The 25,771-nt window shown below is 63.0% G+C and carries 25 protein-coding genes; 8 read left to right on the top strand and 17 right to left on the bottom strand.

Annotation, left to right across the window (positions count from 1 at the left end; all coding sequences use genetic code 11):
* Positions 1-97 precede the first annotated feature (97 nt).
* The 4 genes from ACT54B_RS04990 to ACT54B_RS05005 are packed head-to-tail and all read left to right on the top strand — an operon-like array spanning position 98 to position 4,298.
* Complete coding sequence (locus ACT54B_RS04990) at positions 98-1,087, top strand: ABC transporter ATP-binding protein (RefSeq protein ID WP_476043254.1); 990 nt, start codon at positions 98-100, stop codon at positions 1,085-1,087.
* Positions 1,084-2,034, top strand: a complete 951-nt coding sequence (locus ACT54B_RS04995; protein WP_476043256.1) for an ABC transporter permease — start codon at positions 1,084-1,086, stop codon at positions 2,032-2,034. The genes ACT54B_RS04990 and ACT54B_RS04995 overlap by 4 nt, the downstream gene beginning before the upstream one ends.
* Complete coding sequence (locus tag ACT54B_RS05000) at positions 2,024-2,836, top strand: ABC transporter permease (protein WP_476043258.1); 813 nt, start codon at positions 2,024-2,026, stop codon at positions 2,834-2,836. Before ACT54B_RS04995 ends, ACT54B_RS05000 begins: the two co-directional genes overlap by 11 nt.
* Before the next feature lie 34 nt (positions 2,837-2,870).
* Positions 2,871-4,298, top strand: coding sequence for a gamma-aminobutyraldehyde dehydrogenase (locus ACT54B_RS05005; protein WP_476043260.1), 1,428 nt, complete (start codon positions 2,871-2,873; stop codon positions 4,296-4,298).
* Between the two features lie 127 nt (positions 4,299-4,425).
* Here the strand turns inward: ACT54B_RS05005 and ACT54B_RS05010 are convergent, their stop codons facing one another.
* From ACT54B_RS05010 to ACT54B_RS05025, 4 genes are all read right to left on the bottom strand, one after another.
* Positions 4,426-5,103 (bottom strand): DUF1345 domain-containing protein, encoded by a 678-nt coding sequence (locus tag ACT54B_RS05010; RefSeq protein ID WP_476043262.1) that lies wholly within the window; start codon positions 5,101-5,103, stop codon positions 4,426-4,428.
* A gap of 99 nt (positions 5,104-5,202) precedes the next feature.
* Positions 5,203-6,159 (bottom strand): transaldolase, encoded by a 957-nt coding sequence (tal, locus tag ACT54B_RS05015; protein ID WP_476043264.1) that lies wholly within the window; start codon positions 6,157-6,159, stop codon positions 5,203-5,205.
* A gap of 322 nt (positions 6,160-6,481) precedes the next feature.
* Positions 6,482-7,369 (bottom strand): methylated-DNA--[protein]-cysteine S-methyltransferase, encoded by an 888-nt coding sequence (locus tag ACT54B_RS05020; protein ID WP_476043266.1) that lies wholly within the window; start codon positions 7,367-7,369, stop codon positions 6,482-6,484.
* Positions 7,370-7,435: 66 nt separating this feature from the next.
* Complete coding sequence (locus ACT54B_RS05025) at positions 7,436-7,933, bottom strand: DUF2244 domain-containing protein (protein WP_476043268.1); 498 nt, start codon at positions 7,931-7,933, stop codon at positions 7,436-7,438.
* 23 nt (positions 7,934-7,956) lie between these two features.
* Between ACT54B_RS05025 and nth the strand changes: the two genes are divergently transcribed.
* Both nth and ACT54B_RS05035 read left to right on the top strand, forming a co-directional pair.
* A complete protein-coding gene (gene nth, locus ACT54B_RS05030) occupies positions 7,957-8,742 on the top strand; it encodes an endonuclease III (protein ID WP_476043270.1) in 786 nt (261 codons plus the stop codon).
* Between the two features lie 244 nt (positions 8,743-8,986).
* Positions 8,987-9,790, top strand: a complete 804-nt coding sequence (locus ACT54B_RS05035; protein WP_476043272.1) for a MurR/RpiR family transcriptional regulator — start codon at positions 8,987-8,989, stop codon at positions 9,788-9,790.
* Positions 9,791-9,823: 33 nt separating this feature from the next.
* Here ACT54B_RS05035 and ACT54B_RS05040 read toward each other — a convergent pair whose 3' ends face one another.
* The 8 genes from ACT54B_RS05040 to ACT54B_RS05075 form a co-directional block, all read right to left on the bottom strand.
* On the bottom strand, positions 9,824-10,618 hold the full coding sequence (locus ACT54B_RS05040) for a carbon-nitrogen hydrolase family protein (RefSeq protein WP_476043274.1): 795 nt from the start codon (positions 10,616-10,618) through the stop codon (positions 9,824-9,826).
* Between the two features lie 4 nt (positions 10,619-10,622).
* Positions 10,623-11,075, bottom strand: coding sequence for an RbsD/FucU family protein (locus ACT54B_RS05045; RefSeq protein WP_476043276.1), 453 nt, complete (start codon positions 11,073-11,075; stop codon positions 10,623-10,625).
* Between the two features lie 37 nt (positions 11,076-11,112).
* Positions 11,113-11,763, bottom strand: coding sequence for an exopolysaccharide biosynthesis protein (locus ACT54B_RS05050; RefSeq protein ID WP_476043277.1), 651 nt, complete (start codon positions 11,761-11,763; stop codon positions 11,113-11,115).
* 73 nt (positions 11,764-11,836) lie between these two features.
* Positions 11,837-13,363, bottom strand: a complete 1,527-nt coding sequence (locus tag ACT54B_RS05055) for an alkaline phosphatase family protein (protein WP_476043279.1) — start codon at positions 13,361-13,363, stop codon at positions 11,837-11,839.
* Entirely contained in the window at positions 13,360-14,253 is an 894-nt protein-coding gene (locus ACT54B_RS05060) for a DMT family transporter (RefSeq protein ID WP_476043281.1), read from the bottom strand. Before ACT54B_RS05060 ends, ACT54B_RS05055 begins: the two co-directional genes overlap by 4 nt.
* 152 nt (positions 14,254-14,405) lie before the next feature.
* Positions 14,406-15,833 carry an aldehyde dehydrogenase family protein gene (locus tag ACT54B_RS05065; protein WP_476043283.1) on the bottom strand — a complete coding sequence of 476 codons (1,428 nt, stop codon included), beginning with the start codon at positions 15,831-15,833 and terminating at the stop codon, positions 14,406-14,408.
* Positions 15,834-16,059: 226 nt separating this feature from the next.
* A complete protein-coding gene (gene ung / locus ACT54B_RS05070; protein WP_476043285.1) occupies positions 16,060-16,773 on the bottom strand; it encodes a uracil-DNA glycosylase in 714 nt (237 codons plus the stop codon).
* 82 nt (positions 16,774-16,855) lie between these two features.
* A complete protein-coding gene (locus tag ACT54B_RS05075; protein WP_476043287.1) occupies positions 16,856-17,911 on the bottom strand; it encodes a glycoside hydrolase family 5 protein in 1,056 nt (351 codons plus the stop codon).
* 518 nt (positions 17,912-18,429) lie between these two features.
* Between ACT54B_RS05075 and ACT54B_RS05080 the strand changes: the two genes are divergently transcribed.
* Positions 18,430-19,449, top strand: a complete 1,020-nt coding sequence (locus ACT54B_RS05080; RefSeq protein ID WP_476043289.1) for an ABC transporter substrate-binding protein — start codon at positions 18,430-18,432, stop codon at positions 19,447-19,449.
* 115 nt (positions 19,450-19,564) lie between these two features.
* Here the strand turns inward: ACT54B_RS05080 and ACT54B_RS05085 are convergent, their stop codons facing one another.
* The 3 genes from ACT54B_RS05085 to ACT54B_RS05095 form a co-directional block, all read right to left on the bottom strand.
* Positions 19,565-19,879 carry a 2Fe-2S iron-sulfur cluster-binding protein gene (locus ACT54B_RS05085; protein ID WP_476043291.1) on the bottom strand — a complete coding sequence of 105 codons (315 nt, stop codon included), beginning with the start codon at positions 19,877-19,879 and terminating at the stop codon, positions 19,565-19,567.
* A gap of 35 nt (positions 19,880-19,914) precedes the next feature.
* The gene (locus tag ACT54B_RS05090; protein WP_476043293.1) at positions 19,915-21,189 is read right to left on the bottom strand and encodes a type I glutamate--ammonia ligase; all 1,275 of its coding nucleotides are present in this window, start codon (positions 21,187-21,189) and stop codon (positions 19,915-19,917) included.
* 84 nt (positions 21,190-21,273) lie between these two features.
* Positions 21,274-22,536 (bottom strand): cytochrome P450, encoded by a 1,263-nt coding sequence (locus tag ACT54B_RS05095; RefSeq protein WP_476043295.1) that lies wholly within the window; start codon positions 22,534-22,536, stop codon positions 21,274-21,276.
* Between the two features lie 110 nt (positions 22,537-22,646).
* Here ACT54B_RS05095 and ACT54B_RS05100 point away from each other — a divergent pair, with 110 nt between their 5' ends.
* Complete coding sequence (locus ACT54B_RS05100) at positions 22,647-23,360, top strand: type 1 glutamine amidotransferase (RefSeq protein ID WP_476043297.1); 714 nt, start codon at positions 22,647-22,649, stop codon at positions 23,358-23,360.
* 9 nt (positions 23,361-23,369) lie between these two features.
* Here the strand turns inward: ACT54B_RS05100 and ACT54B_RS05105 are convergent, their stop codons facing one another.
* A complete protein-coding gene (locus ACT54B_RS05105) occupies positions 23,370-24,026 on the bottom strand; it encodes a GntR family transcriptional regulator (protein ID WP_476043299.1) in 657 nt (218 codons plus the stop codon).
* A gap of 92 nt (positions 24,027-24,118) precedes the next feature.
* Entirely contained in the window at positions 24,119-25,570 is a 1,452-nt protein-coding gene (locus ACT54B_RS05110) for an APC family permease (RefSeq protein WP_476043301.1), read from the bottom strand.
* Positions 25,571-25,771: the final 201 nt, after the last annotated feature.

Consider the following 25,771-nt stretch of genomic DNA (forward strand, 5'->3'; position numbering starts at 1 on the left):
TGAAAGCGCGCTTCCACGGAAACAGCGTCGCCTTGCCGCAAGAAACCAACCGCTTGCCCTGTTTGGCTAGGGGCAAGCCGCCCCGTCTGGAGCAACAATGACCCCCGCCGTCGAATTCTCCCATACGTCCCGCCATTTCGGTGCTGTCCGCGCCGTCGATGACGTCAACCTTGCCGTTCAGCCCGGCGAATTCTTTGCCATGCTCGGCCCGTCAGGTTCCGGCAAGACCACCTGCCTGCGCCTGATTGCGGGTTTTGAACAACCGACGGGCGGCGAAATCCGGATTTTCGGCGAGCCCGCAGGCGGCGTTCCGCCCTACCGGCGCAACGTCAACACGGTTTTCCAGGACTATGCCCTCTTCCCGCACATGACGATCCTCGACAATGTCGCCTACGGGCTGATGGTCAAGGGCATCGACAAGCAGACCCGCTACCGGGAAGCGGAACAGGCGCTCGACCTCGTGAAACTGCCCGGCTATGGCAGCCGCAAGCCCGGCCAGCTCTCCGGCGGCCAGCGCCAGCGTGTCGCGCTTGCCCGCGCGCTCGTCAACAAGCCGCGCGTGCTCCTGCTTGACGAGCCGCTCGGCGCACTCGATCTCAAGCTGCGCGAGCAGATGCAGGAAGAGCTGAAGACGCTGCAGCGCTCGCTTGGCATCACCTTCATCTTCGTCACCCACGACCAGGGCGAGGCGCTCTCCATGGCCGACCGCGTCGCGGTCTTCAACAATGGCCGGATCGTCCAGGCGGGCACGCCGGAGGATATCTACAAGCGCCCGCAGACCCGCTTCGTTGCCGATTTCGTCGGCTCCTCGAATGTGATTTCCCCGGACACCATGCAGCGCTTCGGCGGCGAAGCCAAATGGGCGAGCATCCGCCCGGAGGCCATCCGCGTCGTCAGCGCAGGCGGGATTAGCGCAACCACGCTCGTCACCAATTTCCTCGGCTCCACCACCCGTCTCAGCGCCGAAGCCGAGGGCATGAAGCTGCATGTCATGCTGCCCGCCGGTGAACGGGTGCCGGAACCGGGCGAAGCCATCCGGCTTTCATGGAACCCTGCCGATGTCCATTACATGGATGGTGCGGCATGACGAACCCCTCCACCACCGCTCTTCTCGAGAGACGGCAGGGGCTGGCCGCCCGCCTCTCCGACCTTTTCTGGCGCAGGCCGGGCCTCTTGCTCCTGCTCATGCTCGCACCGCCGCTGCTCTGGCTCGGCGTTGTCTATATCGGCTCGCTGCTGGCGCTTCTGGCGCAGAGCTTCTTCTCGATCGATGAATTTTCCGGCCTCGTTCTCTACGAATTCACCTTCTCCACCTACCGGCAACTGCTGCTGGCCGCCAATTTCGACATCATCCTGCGCACCGTGGTGATGGCGGGTCTCGTCACGATTACATCCGCGGTCATCGCCTTCCCCATCGCCTATTATGCGGCCCGCTACGCCCATGGCAAATGGAAGGCGCTGTTCTATCTCGGCGTGATGCTGCCGCTCTGGTCGAGCTATCTGGTCAAGATCTATGCCTGGAAGCTGATCCTCGCCAAGGAAGGGATCCTCACCTGGGGCTTCGAGAAGCTGCACCTTACCTGGCTGCTGGAAGGCATTCTGTCGCTGCCGGTCGTCGGGGGCAATTCCCTTTCGGTCAGCTATATCGGCACCTTCATCGTCTTCGTCTATATCTGGCTGCCCTACATGATCCTGCCCACCCAGGCCGCCCTTGAGCGAGTGCCCGGCAATCTGGTGGAAGCGGCCGGCGATCTCGGCGCGACGCCGCAGCAGACCTTCCGCACCGTCATCCTGCCGCTCGCCCTGCCCGGCATCATCGCGGGTTCGATCTTCACCTTCTCGCTGACGCTCGGCGATTACATCATTCCGCAGATCGTCGGTTCCTCGCGCCTCTTCATCGGGCAGGCGGTCTATACGCAACAGGGCACGGCCGGCAACGTGCCGCTCGCCGCCGCCTTCTCCGTGGTGCCGATCCTGATCATGGCGGTCTATCTCTGGATCGCCAAGAAGAAGGGAGCTTTCGATGCGCTCTGACCGTCAATCCGCATCGGTTGCCCTGAAGGCTGCCGCCATTGGCGGGTTGCTCTTCCTGCACCTGCCCATCCTGCTGATCTTCGCCTATGCCTTCACCACCGAGGAGAAGAGCTACCAGTGGCCGCCGCCGGGCTTCACGCTGAAATGGTTCGGCGTCGCCTGGGAGCGCCCCGATGTCTGGGAAGCCCTGACGCTGTCGCTGAAGGTTGGCCTGATCGCGACCGCCATCGCCCTCGTGCTCGGCACGCTCGCGGCGGCCGCCGTCTCGCGCTCGAAATTCTTCGGGCGGGAAGCGATTTCCCTGCTGGTCATCCTGCCCATTGCGCTTCCGGGCATCATCACCGGTATTGCGCTGCGCTCGGCTTTCTCGCTCCTCGACATTCCCTTCTCGATGTGGACGATCATTCTCGGCCACGCGACCTTCTGCATCGTGGTCGTCTACAACAATGCCGTTGCCCGCTTCCGGCGGACCTCCGGTTCGCTGATCGAGGCCTCCTACGATCTCGGCGCGGATGGTTTCCAGACCTTCCGCCATGTGATCCTGCCGAACATCGCGACGGCCCTGCTGGCCGGCGGCATGCTCGCCTTCGCGCTCTCCTTCGACGAGGTGATCGTGACGACCTTTACCGGTGGCCAGCAATCGACCCTGCCCATCTGGATGCTGGAAGAGCTGATCCGTCCGCGTCAGCGTCCCGTGACCAACGTGGTGGCCATGATCGTGGTGCTCGCCACCTTCCTGCCCATCCTCGCAGCCTACTACCTCACCCGCGACGGCGACCAGATCGCCGGTGGCGGCAAATAAGATACGAATCCGCTTAATGCCAAGGGAGAATATCATGGACACCCAAATGCTGATCGGTTCCCGCTTCGAAGCCGGCACGGAGACCGAAGAACAGATCTTCAATCCGAAGACGGGCGAGACGATCCTGAAAATCGCCGAAGCCTCCATCTCCCAGCTGGATCTGGCGGTGGATGCGGCGGAAAAGGCCTTCGAAAGCTGGTCCCAAACCACGCCCGCCCAGCGCTCGGCCTATCTCCTGCAGATCGCCGACGCGATCGAGAAGGATGCGGACGGCTTTGCAGCCCTCGAAGCCCTGAACTGCGGCAAGCCGATCAATGCGGTGAAGAACGACGAAATCCCGGCCATCGTGGATTGCTGGCGCTTTTTCGCCGGCGCGATCCGCTCGATGCACGGCCCCGTTGCCGGCGAATACCTGCCCGGCCACACCTCGATGATCCGTCGCGACCCGATCGGCATCATCGGCTCCATCGCACCCTGGAACTATCCGCTGATGATGATGGCCTGGAAGCTCGCCCCGGCCATCGGCGCCGGCAACACGGTCGTCTTCAAGCCCTCGGAACAGACGCCGCTCACCGCCCTGAAGCTCGCCAAGGTGCTCTCCGACATCCTGCCGGAAGGCGTGGTGAACGTGGTTCTCGGCCGGGGCGAAAGCGTTGGCAACGCGCTGATCAACCATCCGAAGATCGCCATGGTCTCGATCACCGGCGATGTGGCGACCGGCAAGAAGGTGCTCGCCGCCGCCTCGAAGACGGTCAAGCGCACCCATCTGGAACTCGGCGGCAAGGCACCCGTGATCGTTCACGCCGATGCCGATATCGACGCCGTCGTGGCCGGCATCCGCACCTTCGGCTACTACAATGCCGGTCAGGACTGCACTGCTGCCTGCCGCATCTATGCCGACGCCAAAATCTACGACCGGCTGGTCGCGGACCTCTCCTCCGCCGTCTCCACCATCAAGCTGAACCAGGCGGACGACACCGAAAACGAAATCGGCCCGCTGATTTCCCGTCGCCAGCGCGACCGGGTGGAGAGCTTCGTCTCCCGCGCCGCCGAACTGAAGCACATCGAGATCACTGCCGGTGGCAAGGTGCTGGGCGACAAGGGCTATTTCTTCCAGCCGACGGTCGTGGCAGGCGCTATGCAGGATGACGAGATCGTTCGCCGCGAAGTCTTCGGCCCCGTTGTGTCCGTGACCCGCTTCGACGAGACCGATCAGGCGGTCCGCTGGGCCAATGACAGCGACTATGGCCTCGCTTCCTCCGTCTGGACCAAGGACATTTCGCTCGCCATGAAGACCGCCTCGCGGCTGCAATATGGCTGCACCTGGGTGAACACCCATTTCATGCTCACCAATGAAATGCCCCATGGCGGCGTGAAGCAGTCCGGCTATGGCAAGGACATGTCCATCTACGCGCTGGAAGACTATACCGCCGTCCGCCACGTGATGATCGCGCATGGATGATTGAAGAGCGGGGCCTGGTCGCAATACGACGAGGCCCCGCACTGGTCCGGGGAGCAGATCTCCGGCCGTCCTCCTCTGGCTTGTCCCGAGGAGGACGGCCAAGGCCTTCTACGGCGTCCCGAAACCTTCAGATCAGGCTCGCCCCCACATTCACCGCCAGCGCCAGGATGGTGGTGTTGAACAGGAAGGAGAGGATCGAGTGCGCCAGCACCAGCCGCCGCATGGGCATGCTGGTGACCGAGACGTCCGCCGTCTGCGCGGCAACGCCGATGGTGAAGGAGAAATAGAGGAAATCCCAATAAACCGGCTCGCGGCAATCCTCCGGAAACTTCAATCCCCGCGCCGAGCCCTCGTTTGCATAGAATGTATGGGCGTAATGCACCGTGAAAAGCGTGTGCACGAAGATCCAGGACAGCGCCAGCGTCCCCACCGTCTCGATCGGCCGCGCCGAGAAGGGATGCCCGGATGACTGATGCGCGCTCTGCAGCAACAGGAAGATCACCGACAGGCTGGCCACGGCGGAAACCAGCGAAAACAGCAGGATCTGTCCATCCGGCAAATCGATGTCGGTCGCCCGGCGCTTCATCCGCGCGACGGAACTCGTCAGCATCAGATACCAGCTGATGACGAGATAGGCGAAGACACCCACATCCCAGCCGATGACGAAATTGTCGGCGCGGAACGATCCCGTGTGCAGCACGAGCCAGACCGTGACACCCACGCCAAGCCCGATCACCAGCGCCGGATGCAGGCGGAACAGCGCCCTGCCTGACCATCGTATATCCCGGTCCGCCTCTCCCGCCATGTTCCCCGCCCCTTCCCGCGTTTCTGCGACCTGCACAGGAAAACGGCACCCCGCGTCTGCGGGATGCCGTCCTCATCCTAACCAATAATCGCTTTGGCGTCAGGCCGCCAGTTCCTTGGCAACCATGGTGCGCAACGCCACCAGATCCTTTGCGAAGAGGCGGATGCCCTCCGACAGTTTTTCCGTCGCCATCTGGTCCTCGTTCATCATCCAGCGGAAGGTCTTCTCGTCCATGGTGACGGGCTGATCCGGCTCGGATTTCTCGGGCGACAGGCGGCGTTCCAGCGTGCCCTCGGCCTTGGAAAGCTCATCGAGAAGCGCCGGGCTGATCGTCAGCCGGTCGCAACCGGCGAGCGCCTCGATCTCCCCGACATTGCGGAAAGACGCGCCCATCACGATGGTCTTGATGCCGTTCGCCTTGTAGTAATTGTAGATCGAGCGGACCGAAACAACGCCCGGATCGTCTTCGGCCGTATAGGTCTTGCCGGTCGATTTCGCGTACCAGTCCAGGATGCGGCCGACGAAGGGCGAGATCAGGAAGGCGCCCGCATCGGCGCAGGCAATCGCCTGGGCCTTTGAGAAGAGCAGGGTCAGATTGCAGTCGATCCCGTCCTTCTGCAGCACTTCTGCCGCGCGAATGCCCTCCCAGGTGGAGGCGAGCTTGATGAGGATGCGCTCCCGGGCAATGCCCCGCGCTTCGTAATCCTTGATGATCTGCCGCCCCTTCAGCACCGAGGCATGGGTATCGAAGGAGTGGTCCGCATCCACTTCCGTGGAGACGCGGCCCGGCACCAGCCCAGCAAGCGCGGCGCCGACCGAAATTGCCAGCCGGTCCGCGACGGCCGCCGTTGTCGCTTCGGACGAACCACCCTGACTTTTGCCCCAGGAAACCGCTTCCTTGATCGCATCGGCAAACATCGGGGTGCCGAGCGCCTTGAGGACGATGGTGGGATTGGTGGTGCAATCCACCGGCTTCAGGCGGGCGACCGCCTCGATATCGCCGGTATCGGCCACCACGGTGGTCATGGCGCGGAGTTGGTCAAGCTTCGAAGTCATGGCAGTCTTGTCCTTGTAAGTGCTTGAAACGGGAAAGCCGGAAGGCGCAGGAAGGGCAGGAAACGGACGGCGTTGGAATCAGGCAGCGGCAAATGCTGCAAAACGGGCCGCAAAACCACGCCAATATCGCCAGGTAAATCGCGCGGAAACGCCGAAAGAGGCCGAGGGCCCTGCATTTCGAAGCGTCTTTGCGCCTGTTCTTACCATTGCTGTCCTCCCCGGGCGGGCTGGTCGAAACGGGCCCGGTGTCGCGATCCGACTATCGCCAGCGAGCCCGCCCGTTGTCAAGCCGCGAGGAGACCCGCGCGAGGTCCGTCCCCGCTCACTCGGGAAGGAGCCCGTTTGCGCGGGCCGCTTCCCAGCCCAGCATGGCCCGCTTTCGCGTGAGACCCCAATGGTAGCCCGTCAGCGCGCCGCTTTTACCCAGCGCCCGGTGGCACGGCACCACGAAGGAGATCGGATTGCGCCCGACCGCAGCCCCGACGGCACGCGAGGCGGTGGGCTGTCCGATATCGCAGGCAATGTCCGAATAGGTCACCGTTCGCCCGAGCGGAATCTTCAGGAGGCTTTCCCAGACCCGGACCTGAAAATCCGTTCCTATCAGCACAACGCGCAAGGGCTGGTCGCCGTTCCAGGCGGCGGGATCGAAAACGCGGGCGGCGTAAGGCGCCGTCATGTCCTGGTCCCTGACATAGCGGGCATTCGGCCAGCGGTCCGCCATATCCCGGAAACAGGCCTCCTCGTCGCCGTCTGCAAAGGCAAGCCCGGCAAGACCCCGGTCGGTCGCCATCACCAGCGCGACGCCGAAGGGCGAGGCGTGGAATCCGTAGCGAATCAGCAGACCGTCGCCTTTCGATTTCCATTCGCCGGGCGACATGGCCTCATGCGTCACGAACAGATCGTGCAGCCGGCCGGGACCGGAAAGCCCGAGCTCCAGCGACGCTTCCAGCAGCGGCAACCCCTCGCGGGCGATCAGCCGTTTGGCGTGGTCGAGCGTTACGGCCTGCAGGAAGGCTTTGGGCGAAAGCCCGGCCCAGCGGGTGAAGGTCTTCTGCAACTGGGTGGGGGATTGCCCGAGCCGCCGGGCGATCTCTTCCAGTCCCGGCTGGCTGCGATAATCCTCGGTGACCAGCTCGATGACGCGGCTGACCGTATCATAGTCTCCGCCGTCAGGGGTGATGTCCTTGTAGAATGGCTGGTTGATGGTCATGGTGTTTCTCCTTGAGCCTCAGGGAACACCGAAAAGCCCTTCGCCGCCACCCGTTTCTTGTCGGGTTCAAAGGCGCCGCTTTACGGTCGCCAGCGCGCCTGTCAGCGCCTTGGCAAAACTTTCCCGATCGTCAGGATTGAGAAAGGAGCCGATATCCGTACGGCGGCCCTCCCCCGAGAGCAACATGGACACGATCCCGAATTCGTCGTGGCGCCGCACATCGAAGCGCGCGCGGAACGGATTGAAACCGATTTCGCTCGAACGGCCGGACGGCTGGTGCTTGCGCACCAGAAGGCGGGTGCGGGACACGAAGACCTCCTCCCGCGCCAGCCCGGCCCGGTAGTTGAGGTAGAATGCGCCGTAGAGCAGGAGGAAATCGAGACCGAAGAACAGCGCGACAGGCCAGGCCCCGCTCATCAGGAAAACCGCCACATGGGCAATGGTCAGTAGGCCGGTCAGGATCATCAGCACCCGCCATCCCCGTCGTCCAAGCGAACGATGCGGCACAAGCTCGGCTGCAAAGACCGGATGATCGGGAGTGAAGTCGCCGTTGATTTCCGTCATCGCGTCTCGCTATAGATTTGAACATGAAGACACCGAAGCCGGAATCCAGCACAGAAAATTGGGAATTGTCAAACGCGGCACGGCGCCGCAAGGCACAGCCTTCCGGAAAGGCCAAGCCCGCCCGCCGCGGGCGCAAGACGCTGACCGCCTATAGCGAGGCGGGGATCCGGGAAATTTTCCGCCGCTTCTCCCTGCTCCGCCCGGAGCCCAAGGGCGAGCTGGAGCATGTCAATCCCTTCACGCTGGTGGTGGCCGTTGCCCTGTCCGCGCAGGCGACCGATGTGGGTGTCAACAAGGCGACGCGCGCCCTGTTCCAGGTGGCCGATACGCCCCAGAAGATGCTGGACCTCGGCGAGGCACGACTGATCGAGCATATCAGGACCATCGGCCTCTATCGCAACAAGGCAAAGAATGTGATCGCGCTCAGCGAGAAGCTGATCCGCGATTTCGGCGGTGAGGTGCCCCGCACCCGCGAAGAACTCGTGACCCTGCCGGGCGTGGGCCGAAAGACGGCGAATGTGGTTCTGTCCATGGCCTTTGGCGTGCCTACCATGGCCGTCGACACCCACGTCTTCCGGATCGGCAACCGGTTGAAGCTCGCCCCCGGCAAGACGCCGGACGAGGTCGAGGCGAAGCTGATGGCGATCATTCCCGAGGACTATCTCTTCCATGCCCATCACTGGCTGATCCTGCACGGCCGCTATATCTGCAAGGCCCGGAGACCGGAATGCGAGGCCTGTCCGATCGCCGATCTCTGCAAGTTCGAAGGCAAGACCGCCTCCATTCCCACCCCGCTGCCACAGCCCTGAAGCCCGTCACGCCTCCGCCCATGGCGAGGTCATGCCATTCAGGTTGTAAGTTTTTCCGCTTTTTGACGTTTTATCCACAATGCGGGCTTGCAAACAAAGAACATCCTTATATAAACTGACACTTATTGATTATTTGAGTCTGGATGGATGCCGGGATTGAAGGGGAATCCTGTCGCTGTCCATCATAATTATTTTGGGGGCTCGAGCACCGTTGGATAACCTATTTGAGAAATTCAACCGATACATGAAATCCGGAACGCCTGCGGAAAAGCGGCTTGCCCGATACTATCTGGAGCACCCGGAAGACATTTCCTTCGAAACCGCCGCAGCCGTGGCGGATCGGCTGGATCTCAGTCCCATGACCGTGGGACGTTTTCTGCGCGGGGCCGATATCGATGCCCATCCGGCACCGACCCCGCGTGTTCCCGCTCTCCCCGCCGATTCCGGCCTGCCCATACCGGGTGTCGGGGAACCGCAACGCGATTTCACCCACGGACCGGATCAGGCCGAACTGGTACAGCAGGTCGGAGCCTTGCGGCAGCTGCCCGCCTGGCGGGCGATGATCGACGAACTGGCGCGAGCCCACGCGGTGCACATCGTCGGCGGCTGCGCGTCGCGGCCTCTGGCCTCCGTCTTTGCCTGGCGCCTGTCGGAAATCCGGGCGGGCGTCCATCACCTCGATGGCAGCGACGGTATCTACATGGAATTGTTGTGCACGGGCCAGCATGGCGGGCTTCTCGTGACGCTGGACGATCGCGCCGACCAGTCGATGCTGAGCCGGCTCTGCGCCGCCGCCCGCAAGAGCGGCAACCGTCTTCTCTGTCTGACCTATACCGACCGCAAGGATCTGGCGGCGCAAGGGGATATCGTGGTGCGGCTCCCGGCTGCGCAACGGGGCGCCGGACTGGATCCGCTGGCGACCACGGCCCTCATCGAGCTGGCGGTTCAGGGTGTCGCGGAATTGCGCGGAAGTGAAGCGCAGGAACGGGCCCAGCGCATGGTGGAGCTGCGGCGCTATTTCTCCCGAACCGAAGACGGAGTGGCCTGATCCGCAACCGGCGGCCCTCCGCTTGGCGGGACTTCAGCCGCGCATTTGCCGGTAGACGTCAGGCTGCCGGTCCGCAAGATAGGGCGTCTCGGCCTCGGTGACCGCATAGGCGCCGGGATTGATCCGGGCGAAAAGCAGGGTTTCGTCCCGACCGGCCCGGGCAAGATATTCCCCGTCGGGCGCGGCCACCACGGATCGCCCCTCGTAGAACGCCCCGTTCTCCGACCCGCAAAGATCGGCATAGGCGATGAAAAGCTGGTTCTCCATGGCGCGGGCCGGCACGATGATGCGGGAAACCTGCCGCGCCGAAGGCCCTGCCGGCAAGGCCGTCGGCACGATGACCAGCTGCGCGCCCGCAAGAGCAAGACCCCGCACCATCTCCGGAAATTCCACATCGTAGCAGATCAGCATGCCGACCTTCATCCCGTTGAGGTCGTAGACCTCCGGCGCCGCCGCGGAGACCGCGAAGGCAGCTTTCTCCTTCGGTCCGTAAAGATGGCACTTGCGGTAAATGTGGCAGGGTCCGTCCGGAAGGGCGAGGAGGGCCGAATTATAGACTGCCTCGCCGGCTCTTTCCGGAAAACCGACCGCGACCGCCATGCCGTATGCCCGCGCCATGCGCCGGATCTCGGTCACCATGGCCCCGTCGCGGTCTTCCGCAATCGTCTGGAAGCGGGCGCCGAGCGCATAGCCGGTCAGCGCCAGTTCTGGCGCAACCAGCAGGCGGGCGCCCATAGCGGCGGCGGTTCGCAGGCCACGCTCGATCTTGGCAAGATTGGCCGCCACATCGCCGGATACGGGCTCCATCTGCAGGGCAGCGATCAGCATGATCTCACGCCTCCGGCGGAATGACGCCCATCTTGAAGCCAAAGCAACCGTAGAAACGGCGCTCGCCCGATTGCACGATGCAATAGGCTGTCTTGGCCATCTCGTAGAAGGCATAGCGCTCGATCGGCGCGAGCGTGAATCCGGCGCCTTCGGCTCGGTCTATTTCCGCCTGGACTTCCCGCTGGATATCGGGGATTTCGTCCGGCGCACCCACCACTTCCATGCGGAAGGCGGCGTGATCCACAAACGTGTCCAGCGGCATCACACCCAGAAGCGCCCGGGTGGCCTCCGCCGCCGTGCTGCAGCCGATCTTCAGCGGGCGACCGACGACAGTGCTGCGCGCCACGCTATCGGCGGGGAAATTGGTGTCGACCAGCACAACCACGTCCCCATGCCCCATGGACCGCAAGGCGTGCAGCAGATCCGCATCGAGCAGCGGCGAGATTCCCTTGAGCATAGATCCTCCGTTCGGGGCATCCAGCCCCTTCCTCCGTTCAAGCCATCAGAGCAGACGAAACGAGGAAGATCAATGTCTTGACGATGGCATAGGCCACACCGCCCACAACGACGAAGGACAAGACCGAAGAGACGAGGCCAAGCAGGGAAAAAAGCCCGTCGCGCTCGAGAATGGCAAGCGAGAAAAGACAGATGGAGAGAGCCGGCAGCATGTTTCCGAGCGGGATGGGCAATGTCAGGATAATCGCGAGAAGAAGGCAGACGACCCCGATGACATTTTCCGCCGGAGTCCTGACCAAAGCGCCCATTCGCGGCTTCAGCAGGCGCTCGGCCCGGGCAAGCCAGGGCGCGATGCGGCTGGTCAAGGCGGAGAAATCGCCTCGCGTCATGGAGCGATCCGCGATGAAGGCCGGCAACCAGGGCCTCAGCCCGAAGGCCAGCTGCGCGGTGAGAAAGACCAGCGGCGCGCCCAGCACGGCAGAGGTGCCGGGTGGCGTCGGGATCACGTTTGGCAGGGCAAAGACGAGCATCAGCGCGCCGAATGCCCGGTCCCCCATGGCTTCGAATATGTCTCGCACCGAAATGCGTTCACGGCTCTCGTCCTGGGCAAGGTCTTCGAGGGTCGCGGACAGGCGGCGTTCGCCCTCTCCGTGACCGGATGGATGGATCTCACTGTCCTGTGGCGTCACGCCGACTCCCGCTTGTGTTTCGCGTCCCGTCTGCATCCTGAACCGATTGGCGCCCGCACGACAGGACCTGCGACTAGTCCGGGAGCCCTGCCGTGGCGAGGGGGCCGTTCGCAGTCAATGTGGTGAGCGCCAGCGTCTGATCCAGATGCGAGGCTCTCAAAGACAGAAGCTTTTCGGCGAAAGCGAGGCGGATGGCGAGATGGGCCGGGTCATCGGCCAGATTGACCCGTTCGCCGGGATCGCGCTCCAGATCGAAAAGCAGCGGCGGCAGGCGGTTGAAATGCACGTATTTGTACCGCTCTCCCCTGATCACGGCGAGATTGCACTCCTGCGGACGAAGGCCGAAATGCGCCTCTGCGCTGCCGGTCTCCAGATCCCGGAAGTCGAATTCGAAGAAAGCACTGTCGCGCCAGGAGGCCGGCATTTCTCCCCTCAGGAAAGGCAGGAGAGAGCGGCCGTCAAGGCCGTTTGCCGGTTGCACGCCCCAGGCATCGGCAAGCGTGGGGAAAATATCCGCCGCCGACGTGAACTGGTCGATCCGGCGCCCTCGCCCGGCAGGCTGTCGTGGATCACGAATGACCAGCGGAATGTGATAGCTGCCCTCGAAGAACCCGCCCTTGCCGAAAGACCAGTGGTCGCCCGCCATCTCCGCATGATCGGAGGTGAAGACGACGATGGTATTCTCCCACTGTCCCATCGCCTTCAAGGTGGAGAAGATCCGCCCGAGCTGTGCATCCGTCTCGCTGATCATGCCATGGTAAATGGCACGGATGGCGGCGATGTCTGCCGCCGTCCAGTCGGCAACGGCGCCCTCGGCCCCGTGAATGAAGCTGGCCTGCCTTTGGCGGGGAAGGTCGAAGGCAAGATAGGGATGCAGCGCCATTTCCGCCTCGCGGTCCGCCGCCCGCGGAAAGGCGGCGTCCGGCTGGGCGTCATAGAGGCCGTTATAGGGTTCCGGCACCACGAAAGGCGGGTGCGGCCGGATGAAGGATACATGGGCGAACCAGGGCTTGTCCTGCTCTCCCGCCCAGCGAAGAAATTCGCCGGCCAGAAAGGCGGATTGCGTTTCCTCGGCGGAATAGGCGGGCGGATTGCGGCTGATCTCGCCCGGCCGGGAATCACGCGCCCGGTGCACGTCGCGGGAGACGGCGTCCTCATGCCCCCGCGCTCTCAGCCAGGAGAGCCACTGCTTTTCGTCCTCGGTCAGCAGCTGGCGCACGGTGAAGCCCGGCAACACCCCTTCGTAGCTGGTCAGATGCGGATCGTTGCGGTCGAGATGGCGCGGATCGGGCGCCGTGTCCGTATAGCCGAAAAGGGTCGCGTCATATCCGGCCCGCCGCGCGGCCAGCGCCACATTGTCGAAACGGCGATCGAGCGGGGTGCCGTTGCGGCAAACCCGGTGGTTCATCTGATAGAGGCCGGTATAAAGGCCGGCCCGCGCCGGAGAACAGGGAGCGGCGCTGGCATAATGCCGGGCGAACAGCACACCCTCCGCCGCGAGCGCATCCACATGCGGGGTCTTCACGACCGGATGCCCGACGGCGGACAGACTGTCTCCCCGCCACTGGTCGGCGGTGATCAGAAGAACATTGGGCTTCACGAAAGCGCTCCTGCTTGCACGCGGTTCCGGCGCATTTCCACGAAGATGTGGGAGAAGAGCGCCACCGCCACGACGATACCGCCCGCGATGGTGGCATGGGTCGGTGTCTCGTTCATGAATATCCACACCCAAAGCGGCGTCAACGGCACTTCCAGCGAAACGAGTAGGCTCGCATCCGCCGCCGGAATGCGGTGACTGCCGAAGGTGTAGAGGATGAGCCCCAGCGCATTCTGCACCAGGGCAAAGGTAACGATCAAGCCGAGATCATGCGCGGAAACACCGAGCGGATGGGCAAATCCGGCAGTCGCCAGGCTGCAAAGCCAGGCCGAAGCGGCCATGGAGGGCAGCATGTTCATCTGCTTGTACTGACGCATCATCGTGGCCATGAAGGCGACCGTCAGCGCCATGACGAAGGCCAGAAACTTGCCGAACAGGCTTCCCGCCCCGCCGCTGCGGTCTGCCAGCATGATCAGCACACCGCCCAGCGCCACGGCGGCGGCAATCAGCGTCGACCGGCTCGGCCGCTCGCGGATCATGATATAGGCGACCCCTGCCGTCATGAATGGCACGGTGGCATAGATCACCATGGCATCGGCCACCGAGGCGTACCACATGGAGCCGATGCCAGACATCATGCTGGCGGCGGAGAAGAAGGTGATCATCACGAAGGGCCAGCCCTGGCTCCTCAGGATCGCAAATCCACGCCGCCCCTCCAGATAGAAGAAAAAGGCGAAGACGGCCGTGCCGGAGAAAATGCCGCGCAGGCACAGGAGCGTCATCAGATCGGTGCTGACCGAACGGATGAACATGCCGGAAAGCGACCAGGCAAGAGCCGAGGCCGCCACATAGAAGGCGCCCAGCCGGTATTGGCGTTGTTCGGAAAGGGTCATGGAAACCATCGGAAAGCGAAGCGGAAGCCATGCCGAGGCTATCGGAAGGCCATGCCGTGGGAAATCCGAAAAAGGTACAAATAATTCAAAGACAAAATCGGGAATGACCCGGTTTGACCGGGGGCGCCGCAGGACGCCCCCGGCCCAGATCGTCAATCGCCGTAGCCGACGATACCCTTGATCTCGAGGAAATCGTGAATGCCCCAGTCGGCATATTCACGGCCGTTGCCGGATTGCTTGTAGCCGCCGAAGGGCGCCATCGTATCCCAGTCGGGATAGTTGAGGTTGACCGTGCCTGCCCGGAGACGGGCCGCAATGCGCCGGGCGCGCTCGATGTCGGTCGACTGGACATAGGCGGCCAGACCGTAGACCGTATCATTGGCGATCTTCACCGCCTCGTCCTCGTCCCGGTAGGAGATGATCGACAGCACCGGCCCGAAGATTTCCTCCCGCTCGACGGTCATGCCGGGCTTGACGTGACCGAACACCGTCGGGCGCACGTAATAGCCACGGTTGAAGCCATCGGGACGGCCAAGACCGCCGGTAACCAGCGTTGCGCCTTCCTGGATGCCCTTTTCGATCAGGCCCTGGATCTTGTTGTACTGCATTTCGGAGACCACGGGACCGAGGTCGGTTTCCTCCGAGCGCGGATCGCCCACCTTCATTGCCTCGGCTGCGGCCTTGGCATAGCCCAGAGCCTCGTCATGGCGGTCGGCGGGCACCAGCATGCGCGTCGGTGCATCGCAGGACTGGCCGGTATTGCCGAAGCAGGCCTGAACGCCCTGGCTGACGGCATTTTCCAGATCCGCATCGGGCAGGATGATGTTGGCAGACTTGCCGCCCAGTTCCTGCGCGACGCGCTTCACCGTATCGGCCGCCGTCTTGGCGACGATGATGCCGGCGCGTGTGGAGCCGGTGAAGGACACCATGTCGACGTCCGGATGACCGGCCATGACCTGTCCCACATCGGGCCCGGTGCCGTTGACCAGGTTGAAGACACCCTTCGGCGTGCCCGCCGCTTCCATGATCTCGGCCCAGACGATCCCGGAAATGGGAGCGATTTCGGAAGGCTTCAGCACGACGGTGCAACCGGCAGCGATGGCCGGCGCCACCTTGCAGACGATCTGGTTCAGCGGCCAGTTCCAGGGCGTGATCAGCGCGCAGACGCCGATCGGCTCCTTGACGATCATGGTGCCGCCGCGTCGATGGCTGAATTCATACTCTTCCATGGCGCGGATGGTTGCTTCCATATGGGCCTGCCCGGCCCAGACCTGCGCATTCCGGGCGAAGGAGATCGGTGCACCCATTTCCTGGCTGACCGCCTTGGCAATATCCTCGTAGCGATCGTTATAGACCTCGAGAATGCGCTTCAGAAGCGCCAGCCGCTCTTCCTTCGGCACGAAGGCGAAGGTCTCGAAGGCGGATTTCGCCGCCGCGATGGCCCGGTCCACATCGGCCTTCGTCCCGGCCGAAATCTGGGTATAGACCTCCTCCGTGGAGGGATCGATCACGTCGATGCGCGCCGGCGTGACCGGGTCGACCCAGGCGCCGTCGATGAAGAACTGCAGATGATGGCTCATGCTTCACTCCCACTGTTATTCTCAGTCCCGAAGCCTGGCCTCTCGGCCGAAAGCCCCGAATGTCCGGTGAAAGGCGTAGCACAGCCATTGCCGTCCGCCAGCAGAAAGAGAGGTCGCAACCCTCAAATCCGGGCGGTTCCCGCTGTTATACGCCGGGTTCTCCCATTTGCGACGAAGGCCGTGGCGCATTCGGAAAGGCGCCGCCCGATCGCCCCTCGGGCAGGCATCAGGCCCCCCTGTCGGCGGCCTCGACCGTCTCCGGCAGTTGCCAGTTGATTCGCCCCCGGCCCATCTTGTCCAGCCAGTCATTGGCCTGCGAGAAATGCCGGCAGCCGAGAAAGCCCTGATGGGCCGACAGCGGCGAGGGATGCGGCGAGCGCAGCACCAGATGCCGGTTGCGGTCGACGAAGTTCGCCTTTTTCTGTGCGTAGGACCCCCACAGCAGAAACACGCAGTGCTCGACCCGTTCGTTGACCTCCCGGATCACCGCGTCGGTGAAGCGTTCCCAGCCCCGGCCCTGATGCGAGGCGGCGCGGGCCTCCTCGACCGTCAGCACGCTGTTGAGCAGAAGCACGCCCTGCCGCGCCCAGCTTTCGAGGAAACCGTGACGGGCCGGCGGAATGCCCAGATCGCTCTGGAGTTCCTTGTAGATATTGACCAGCGACGGCGGAATACGCACCCCGGGCTGCACGCTGAAGCACAGGCCGTGCGCCTGCCCGGCCCCGTGATAGGGGTCCTGTCCGAGGATAACCACCTTCACCCGCTCGATGGGGGTCAGGTCCAGAGCCCGGAAATAATCCGGCCCTTTCGGAAAGATCCGTTTGCCGGCCGCCTTTTCCGCGACCAGAAAGGATCGGAGTTCCTGCATGTAGGGACTGGAAAACTCCGGCGCGAGCGCCTGCTTCCAGCTGTCCTCGAGCCTGACGTCGCTGCCGCTCAAATCGGGGCCTCCCTGTGTTGACGGGCTTTGCAACCTTTCATACAGGGCCGTGCCCGGCGGATCAAACCGGCAGGCGCGCCTTTCACGGAGAGGCGCAGCGGTCCGGATCGGCAGGCCCGGCCTTCAGCGCGGAGCGGAGGATATCCAGTTGCGGCCGATCCGGCTGGCCGGCCCGGGGCTGGATGTTGAGCGGCTCTTCGGGTGGCCACCATTCGCCGGCGGCCCAATAGGTCCAGCCGATCCACACATCGCTGTTGTCGGCGAGAACGCCGGTCATGGCGGCGAGGCCGTCGAGGCAGGCGCGGTCGGAAGAGCCGCCGAATTCGCCCAGAAACCCGCGCTTCCCCTGTTGCCGCAGCCAGCCGGAAAGGGTCACGAGCGCCTTCGTCACGTCTTCCGCCCGTTCGCAGGTCCGGTGCTTCCCGGAAAAATCGCGATCCATATATTGGTGAAATTCGAAGGCGAAATGGCCGGAAGGGTCCTGAACACCCGCCATGACCGCCGCATTGGAGCCGCCGGGCCGGTCGTCGAACCAGGTGGCCGCGCCTGTCCAGATCGTGCCGGGAACCAGAATGAGGTTGCCTGCGCCCTCCGCCCGAATGGCCGCAATGGAGAGATTGGCGACCTTCAGCCAGTCCGGCGCGCTGATGTCATGGGGCTCGTTCATCAGACCGAAGACGATGCCGTCCTGATTGCCGAATTCCCGTGCCATGCGGGCCCAGAAATCCGCCAGCGCCTCCGGCTCGACCGTTCCGACGCCGATCCGGTCCTTGTCGTAATAGGCGTAGTTGTGCGGATCGATGATCGCCGCCATCCCGGCCTTGCGGATAAGGGATATGGTCTGCCGCAGAAGCGCCAGCTCCCCGTCCGCAAGCGGCTCCCCCAGCCGGGGCTGCAGCCTTTCCCATCGGACGGGAAGCCGGATCGCATTCATGCCCTTGTGGGCGAAGAACTGGATCGTTTCCTCCCCGGGATAGATATAGTCCGTGCCATGCTGCCCGCCGCGACCGCCATATTCTGCGCCGGAGAGATTGACGCCGCGATAGCACAGATGTCCGGAGGCACGCACGTCCGGCGCCGCCAGGACAACGGCGGAGACGAGCAAAGCCAGCGCTGCAAGACGGTAGAGGGGCATCATGCGCTTCGCTTTCCGCACAGGCCGGTGGAGGCCATCCGATCGGTCGCAAAAGGCTGGGCCGGTCCGCTTTGCCGGGGGAGGCGCGGTACCGGGGCGGAGAAAGGCGGACACCCGTCACGGTCTCTGTCCTCAAGTTGAACCTTCATCGTTCGCTGGCTCCGGTTTCATTCAAAGCGCGGCCTTGCGCCGCCGCGCGCAAGCTTAGGGATGAAGTCTTAAACGCGGGTTCACGCCCTCTGCTCCCGGTGCCTGCGCGCAGGCTGCATCCAGGCGCCCGACCCGGGAGGCAGCGCGCAAGGTAAGAATCTTCTATTTTACTAAATCTCAATGTTGTCCTGTTAGACACCGGTTACGGCCTGCCGCTTCCTGCTCAACACCCGCCGGGTCGAATGACCGGAGCGGCCGGCCCCGAAAATGCATGCGCCCCGGCGTCCTCCGCGGGCGGACACAGTCTGAGGCCAATTCAAGCCCGCCCTCAAAGGCCGGGAACCCGCAATCAAGCACAAGGATGGCAGAACATGAATATGAACAGGCGTCAATTCACTCTGGGCGCAGCCGCACTTCTCGCCGGTTCGGGATTATCCCTTCCGGCGCGGGCAGAAGACAAGGTGAAGGTGAAGTTTGCCACCGACTGGCTCGCCCAGGGCGCTCATGGTGGCTATTATCAGGCCCTCGCCGATGGCACCTATGAAAAGATGGGGCTGGAGGTGGAAATCACCTCCGGCGGCCCACAGGTGGATACCCGGCCGATGCTCGTTTCCGGCGAGGTCGATTTCCTGATGTCGGGCAATCTGCTGCTGCCCTTCGAAGACGTGAAGAATGGCTTGCCGCTGAAGGTGGTCGCCGCCCACTTCCAGAAGGACCCGCAGATCATGATGGCGCATCGCGGCGTCTACAAGGACTTTGCCGATCTGGCGCGGGCGCCGAAGATCCTGCTCTCCAAGAGCGGCGAGCAGGCCTACTGGAAATGGATGGTCAAGGCCAAGGGCTTCAAGCCGGAGCAGGTTGCGCCCTATGACTACAGCATGGAGCCCTTTTTCGCCGATACCCAGCTCGTACAGCAGGGTTACGCGGTCTCGGAACCCTATGCGGCACTCAGCGCCAATGTGGAAATCGACAGCTGGCTTCTGGCCGACGAAGGCTGGAACACCTATTCCTGCATGGTGCAGACCCGCGACGAAATCCTGGTCGAACGGCCTGAAGTGGTGCAGAAGTTCCTCGATGCCTCAGCAATCGGCTGGTACAATTATCTCTATGGCGATCCGGCAGCCGGCATTCAGGCGATCGTCGCCGCCAACCCGGAACAGTCCGCTGCCCGCCTGACCTGGGAAAACGAGGCCCTGCGCAGCCTCGGCATCGTGGATAGCGGCGAGAGCGAAAGCCTCGGCATCGGCGCCCTGTCGGACCAGCGCATCAAGGCCTTCCACGATCTGTGCGTGGAGGCGGGTCTTCTGGAAGCCGGGAGCATCGACCTCACGGCCGTTGCCGATCTTTCCTATGTGAACAAGAGCGTCGGCATCGAACTGCGCAAGGCCTGACGGATCGTCGGCCGAGGCCCCGGAACGAAAAAAAGCGCCAGCCCGTTGGCTGGCGAGGTGGGGTATCCATGGCAGGGGCGCGCCGGGTCTGCGCGCCCCTTAAGCCGTCTTCAGTTCAGGCCGGCACGTGCAGCACCAGCCCATCGAGCATGGGCGAGGAGACGATCTGGCAGGACAGCCGGCTCGTCTCGCGCCGCGGCGCGTCCGTGGCATCCAGCATGGCGTCCTCGGTGCCGTCGGGGCTTCCCGTTTTCTCCACCCAGGCCTCGTCCACATAAACGTGGCAGGTGGCGCAGGAAAGACAGCCGCCGCATTCGCCGATGATGCCGGGCACATTGGCCATGGCGGCCGCATTCATCATGTTGACGCCATCGGCGACGGAAGCGGTGATTGTCTTGCCGTCCGGCAGGATCCAGCTGACTTCAGCCATGTCGGTCTCATCCTTTCTGATCGGCCCTTCAAGGCTCAGATATAGTGAATGTAGAAATCCCGGAGGGCATCGCCTTCCAGTTCGGCGGTCTTGGTGACCTCGTCCCGCTTGATGAAAACATGGTTTTCGCAAAGCAGCCGACCCACCGCATCCATCAGCGCGCCGTCCGCCTCCAGGGCGTCGAGCGCACCGGACAGATCGTCCGCCACGCCTTCACGGGCATCCGTTTCGACGAGGCAGTCGGAGGTTTCGGCCGGCGGCAGCGGATAGGTGTTGACGAAACCGAGACGGGCGGCTTGCAGCACGGTCGCCACGAGAGTGTAGGGATTGGCCGCCCCGTCGCCCATCCGGTGCTCGATGCGCGCCTTCGGGCCACGCTCCGCCGAAATGCGGGTCGTCACGCCCCGGTGATCCCCGCCCCAGTTGCGCCAGTATCCGCTCATGGAAGAAGGCTTCAGCCGCTGGTAGGAGTTGACCGTCGGCGCCACCAGTGCCGCCATGCCCTTGTGATGATGCATGAGCCCCGCAATCGCCCCTTCGGCCACCGCGCTCAGGCGATCCGGCTCGCCGACGGCGTTCTGGCCTTCCCGGTCCCGGAAGGAAAAATTCACGTGCAGGCCGGAACCTCCCTTCGAAAGAATAGGCTTCGGCATGAAAGTGAGGATGATGCCGTGTTCCAGCGCCACTTCCCGGGCCAGCTGCCGGAACAGGAAAATATCGTCCACGGCCTTGAGGGCATGATCGAAGGTGAGCGTGAATTCGAACTGCGGCGTATCGAATTCCGAAGTCTGGCTGTCGATGGCAAAGCCGAGCGCACTTGCCCGGTCCCAGATCGCTTCGGTAAAACCGTGCGGATCCGCGAAAGGACCGGTGGAATAGACATAGGCCTTCGGCGTGTCATAGGGCACGATGGAGCCGTCTTCCCGCTCCTGGAAAGCAAAGGCTTCCAGCTCCAGACCGACCATGGGATCGTAACCGAGCGCATTCCAGTCGGCAATGGCACGCTTCAGCGCGTGACGGCCGCAGGCGCCGAAGGGTTGTCCGTCCTCATAAAGATCGCCGACAACGACCTTCGTGTCGGGATACCAGCTGTCGCGGATGTCCTCCTCCCGGAAGCGGATTTCCACGTCGGGTAGCCCCTCGAGCACCTTCGAGCCAGGGGCCGGAATCAGATCCTTGTCATAGGTGACGCCAAAGGTACCCTGACACACCCGTGTGCTGCCGGAAGACGCCTTCTTGATCGGCAGATATTTGCCACGGGCAAGGTTCAGGTGATCGCAAAAGAGCACCCGCAAACGTTCATGAGTCATGCCGTTCCTCCCAGAATGGCGATTGAATGTCATTTCATCGTCACGGCCATGTCCTGGCCTTGTCGTCATGGCGGTCGATCCGCCTCAGTTCAGTTCGACCCTCACCGGCAGCGACTTGATGCCCCCGACGAAATTCGATCTGAGATAAGCCTGCGGACCGGTCTGTTCGATGCTCTTCAGCCGCTTTGCAAGCTCCTGGAAAAGCAGCCGCACTTCAAGCCTGGCGAGCCACATGCCGAGGCAGACATGGGCCCCTCCCTGACCGAAGGCGACGTGGCGGTTCGGCGTGCGCATCAGATTGACGTTCATCGGGTCCTCGAACACCGTTTCATCGCGGTTGCCCGACAGGAACCACAGCAGCACCTTGTCGCCCTCGCGTACGGTCTTGCCGTGCATGTCGAAATCGCGGGTCGCGGTGCGGCGGAAATACATGGTTGGCGAAGCCCAGCGGATCACCTCGTCCGCCATCGTATCCCAGATCCCGTCCTTGCCGGATTGCAGCTGCTGCAGAAGGTCCGGTCGGGTGGCAAGCGCGTAGAGACCGGCCGCGATCGAATAGCGGGTCGTGTCGTTGCCGGCCGCCACCAGCAGGCAGAAGAAGTTCCGGAACTCGGTTTCCGAGATCACGTTGCCCTCCGCATCCGGCTTGGTGATCAGGCTGAGCACGCCGCTGTCATCCCCTCGCCGCCGCTTGTCCTCCATCAGGCGCTGGGCATAATCGAAGAGATCGGCACCGGCCGGCGAGCGGAAAGGCATGAAGCGGTAGGCGTCCGTATCCGTCTTGTCGAGCACATGGGCGGTAAATTCCGGATCGGTATTGGCGATCAGCGCATCGCCCTTTTCCACGAGCCAATCCAGATCTTCGTCCGGCGTGCCGATGATCTGGCCGAGCATGCGCATCGGCAACTGACGGGCAATCCGCTTCACCGCATCGAATTCGCCGAGCGGCAGGGCCTGATCGAGAATATCGTCACAGAGACGACGGATCTGCCCTTCGAATAACGCCACCACCGGCTTCGAAAAGGCCTTGGCCACAAGCGTCCGCACCCGCGTATGGTCCGGCGGATCGGTTTCCTGAAAGGTCCGACGTGCGAGATATTCCTCATAGGTCTGGTCTTCCATGCGGATACCCCGCGCGGAACTGAGCAGCTGGTTGTCACGGTTGAGTTCCAGAATATCCGCATGCCGCGTCACCGACCAGAACCCCTTGCCGCCCGCATAATCGCACCAGGCAAGCGGATCCTCCCGGCGCAGCCGGGCAAAGGTGGCATAGGGCGGTCCCGCCGTGAAGGAATCATGGTTGGAAAGATCGGCAAACCCATCGTCCGCTGCAGCCCAAACCGTCATCGCATTCCTCCTTGCTTGACCATTGTGAAAAAATAGAACACATGTTAAGTATATTTACAATAGGCTTTTGCACACAAAACCCGCAAAACTGCATGCACAGGGAGAGCGCCATGCCGCGCAAGATCGGGATCCTTCTGACCAGCAACGACACCTCGGAATTCGCCAGCCATTTCCCCCATGACGGCGTGCGCTTTACGCAACTCCTGCAACCGCTTGCGCCCGACTGGCACTTCGAGACGGTCCCCGTGAAGGACGACATCTTTCCCGGGAGCGTGGACGCGTTTGACGGCTACGTGATCACCGGCAGCCCGGCCTCGGTCGGCGGCGACGACCCCTGGATTGCCCGCCTTCTCGATTTCATCCGGGCGGCTGAGGCGCAGAAGATTCCGCAATTCGGGGCCTGCTTCGGTCATCAGGCGCTCGCTCTCGCTTTGGGGGGCGAGGTGAAAAAGGCCAAGGCGGGCTGGGGTATCGGCACGGCCGTGACCCATTACGACCGCTTTGCCCCCTGGATGCAGCCGCGGAAGCGGGAGGTAAAGCTCTATTCCGCCCATAAGGAGCAGGTCGTCCGGCTGCCGGACGGGGCGGAAAATCTCGGCGGCGACGCCTTCTGCCCGATCGGCTCCTTCCGGATCGGCGACCACGTCTTCACCACCGAATATCACCCGGAAATGACGGCTCCGTTCATGACGGGTCTGGTCGAGGAAATGGCCGGCATCCTGCCGCCGGAGACACTCGAGAAGGCCCGTCTCAGCGTGCGCGAGCCGGAAGAGGGAGCATTCTTCGCCCGATGGATCGTGAATTTTCTCAAGGGCAAGGACTGATCGCGCCGCTCAGGGCTTGAACAGCACGGCCAGCAGATCCATGGCGGTGACGCTGTCAAAGGTCACATGGTTGACCATGAGCCTTTCGGCGGCCTCCGAATCGCGATCCAGAATGAGCTGGGCGATCTGCCGATGCTCCGCCGCCGATTTGCCGATGCTGCCCTTGTACCGGTAGCGGGCCCGATAATAGGCAAGCAGCTTGCGTCCATTGGTGCGAATGAGATCGAGCAGCACCGTGTTATGGGCGGCCAGCGCTATGGTCAGGTGAAAATTCAGGTTGTGCTGGTAATAGGCATCCGGCTCCCGGTCGCCAAAACGCTGCACATGGGCATCGCAACCCGCGCAGGCGCGTTCGAGCGCATCCGCATCGGCGGCCGAGAGGCGCCGGGCCGCAAGTGCTGCCGCATGGCCTTCCAGCTTGCCATGCACTTCCAGGATGGCGAGGAACTCCTCCAGCGTCGGCCTGAAGACCTCCGCCCCTCCGCGCGGCTTGCGCTTGAGGATGCCGAGCGAGTCGAGCTGCAGCAGGGCTTCCCGCACAGGCGTACGCGAGACGCCGAATTCGGTGACAAGCGTCTTTTCCTCGATGACGTCACCCGGATTGAGCCGGCCGTCCTCGATGCTCTTGACGATATGATTGACGATGAGATCGGTCTGATTGCCCATGGGCAGACATTATATGTATTTTTATGGGAAACGTAAATATACAAATCAAGTTGGTCGCCAAGCATGGGGGCCGAAGCCCCCATGCCGATTTTTCAGGAATAGGCGCCGGACCCGAGCTTCTGGAAGCGGGACGGATCCCGCCCTGCGAGACGATGGGACAGGAGGAAGCCGATGACCGCGGCCACCAGGACGAGCGACGGCAGGATGACCCCGAGCGGGCCGGGTGTCTGGATCAGGTCGCCGAATTTCCGGAAGATATAGACGAACAGATAGACAAGCACGATGCCGCAAATGGCCGGCAGCACCTTGGTCACAACAGGGCTCTCGCCCATGTCGCCATTGCGCACGAAGAAACCGATCACCGCGAAGGAGGTGACGGCCATGAGGCCGAGAATGCCGAGCGTGCCCAGCTGCGTCAACCAGGTGAACATCGCCAGGACCGGATCCAGCTGCAGATAGGCGAACAGGCCCACCACGAGAACGGCAATGACCGTCTGGATCATCGACCCCACATGCGGGCTCTGGAACTGGGCATGGGTTACCCCGATGCTGTCAGGCAGGATCCCCTCCCGCCCGGCCACATATTTGTAGCGGGCCACGCCGTTATGAAAGGCGAGTACGGCCGCAAACAGGCTTGAGACGAACAGGAAGCCCATGATCGTCGGAACGGGCTCGCCCACGTAGCGGCCGGCCAGCTCGAACAGGAAGGTCGTGGGGTCCGTGAGCCCCTGAAGGGTCGGCACCAGCTTGTCGACGCCTGCTCCGTTGGCCATCAGCCAGGCCGTGATCATGTAGAAGACGCCGATGAGGATCACCGACATATAGGTTGCGCGGGGCACGGTGGTTTCCGGGTTCCTCGCCTCTTCCGAATAGATGGTCGTCGCCTCGAAGCCGATAAAGGCGGCAAAGCAGAAGAGAATGCCGACCGCCGGCGATCCGCTCATCATCTGCGACCAGCTGAACGGCGCCATCGACAGGCCGGAATCGCCGCCCTTGGCAAAGATCGCGACGTCTATGACAAGCACGATGAGATATTCCAGCAAGACCAGAACCATCAGGATCTTGGCGGACAGATCGACCTGGCGATAGCCCAGCACCGCAACAGCGGCAACGGCAATCAGCGACCAGACCCACCAGGGCAGGTCCACATGAAGCAGCGGGTTGAATGTGCCCGCGGAGGCCGCCCCCAGCAGGCCGAGAACGCCGATCTGCATCGCATTATAGCTCAGAATGGCGATCAGTGCGGATGCACCCCCCATCCTGCCCCCAAGCCCGCGGGCTGCATAGGCGTAGAAGGCGCCGGCATTCTTCACGTGGCGCGCCATGGCGACATAGCCGACGGCAAACAGCAGCAGCACCGCCGTGACAAGGGCAAACGACGCGGCGATGCCGGCGCCATTGCCCAGAAGCATGCTGATCGGCACCCCTCCGGCAACCGCGGTCAGCGGCGCAGCGGCAGAGATCACGAGAAATGTAACAGCCCCGACCCCGAGACTGTTCTTGCGCAGCTGGTTTGCACCAGCCTGCGGTGTGGAATTCGACATGGGTCCCTCCTCCGTTGAACCGGATCGCAGCAGCTTTCTTCTTGTTCGTCTGCATACCGGTGCACGGTCACAGTCTCAGCGAAGGGGACCCTTGTCAAGATACTTCACATGTTAATTATCGAGAAGCGCGCTATGGTAGATTGTTGTAATGGACATGTAACCTCTTGGAGATTGTACTTTCCTGAAATGGAGAGGATTGAT

Source organism: Gellertiella sp. DMC107 (genome assembly GCF_056313605.1).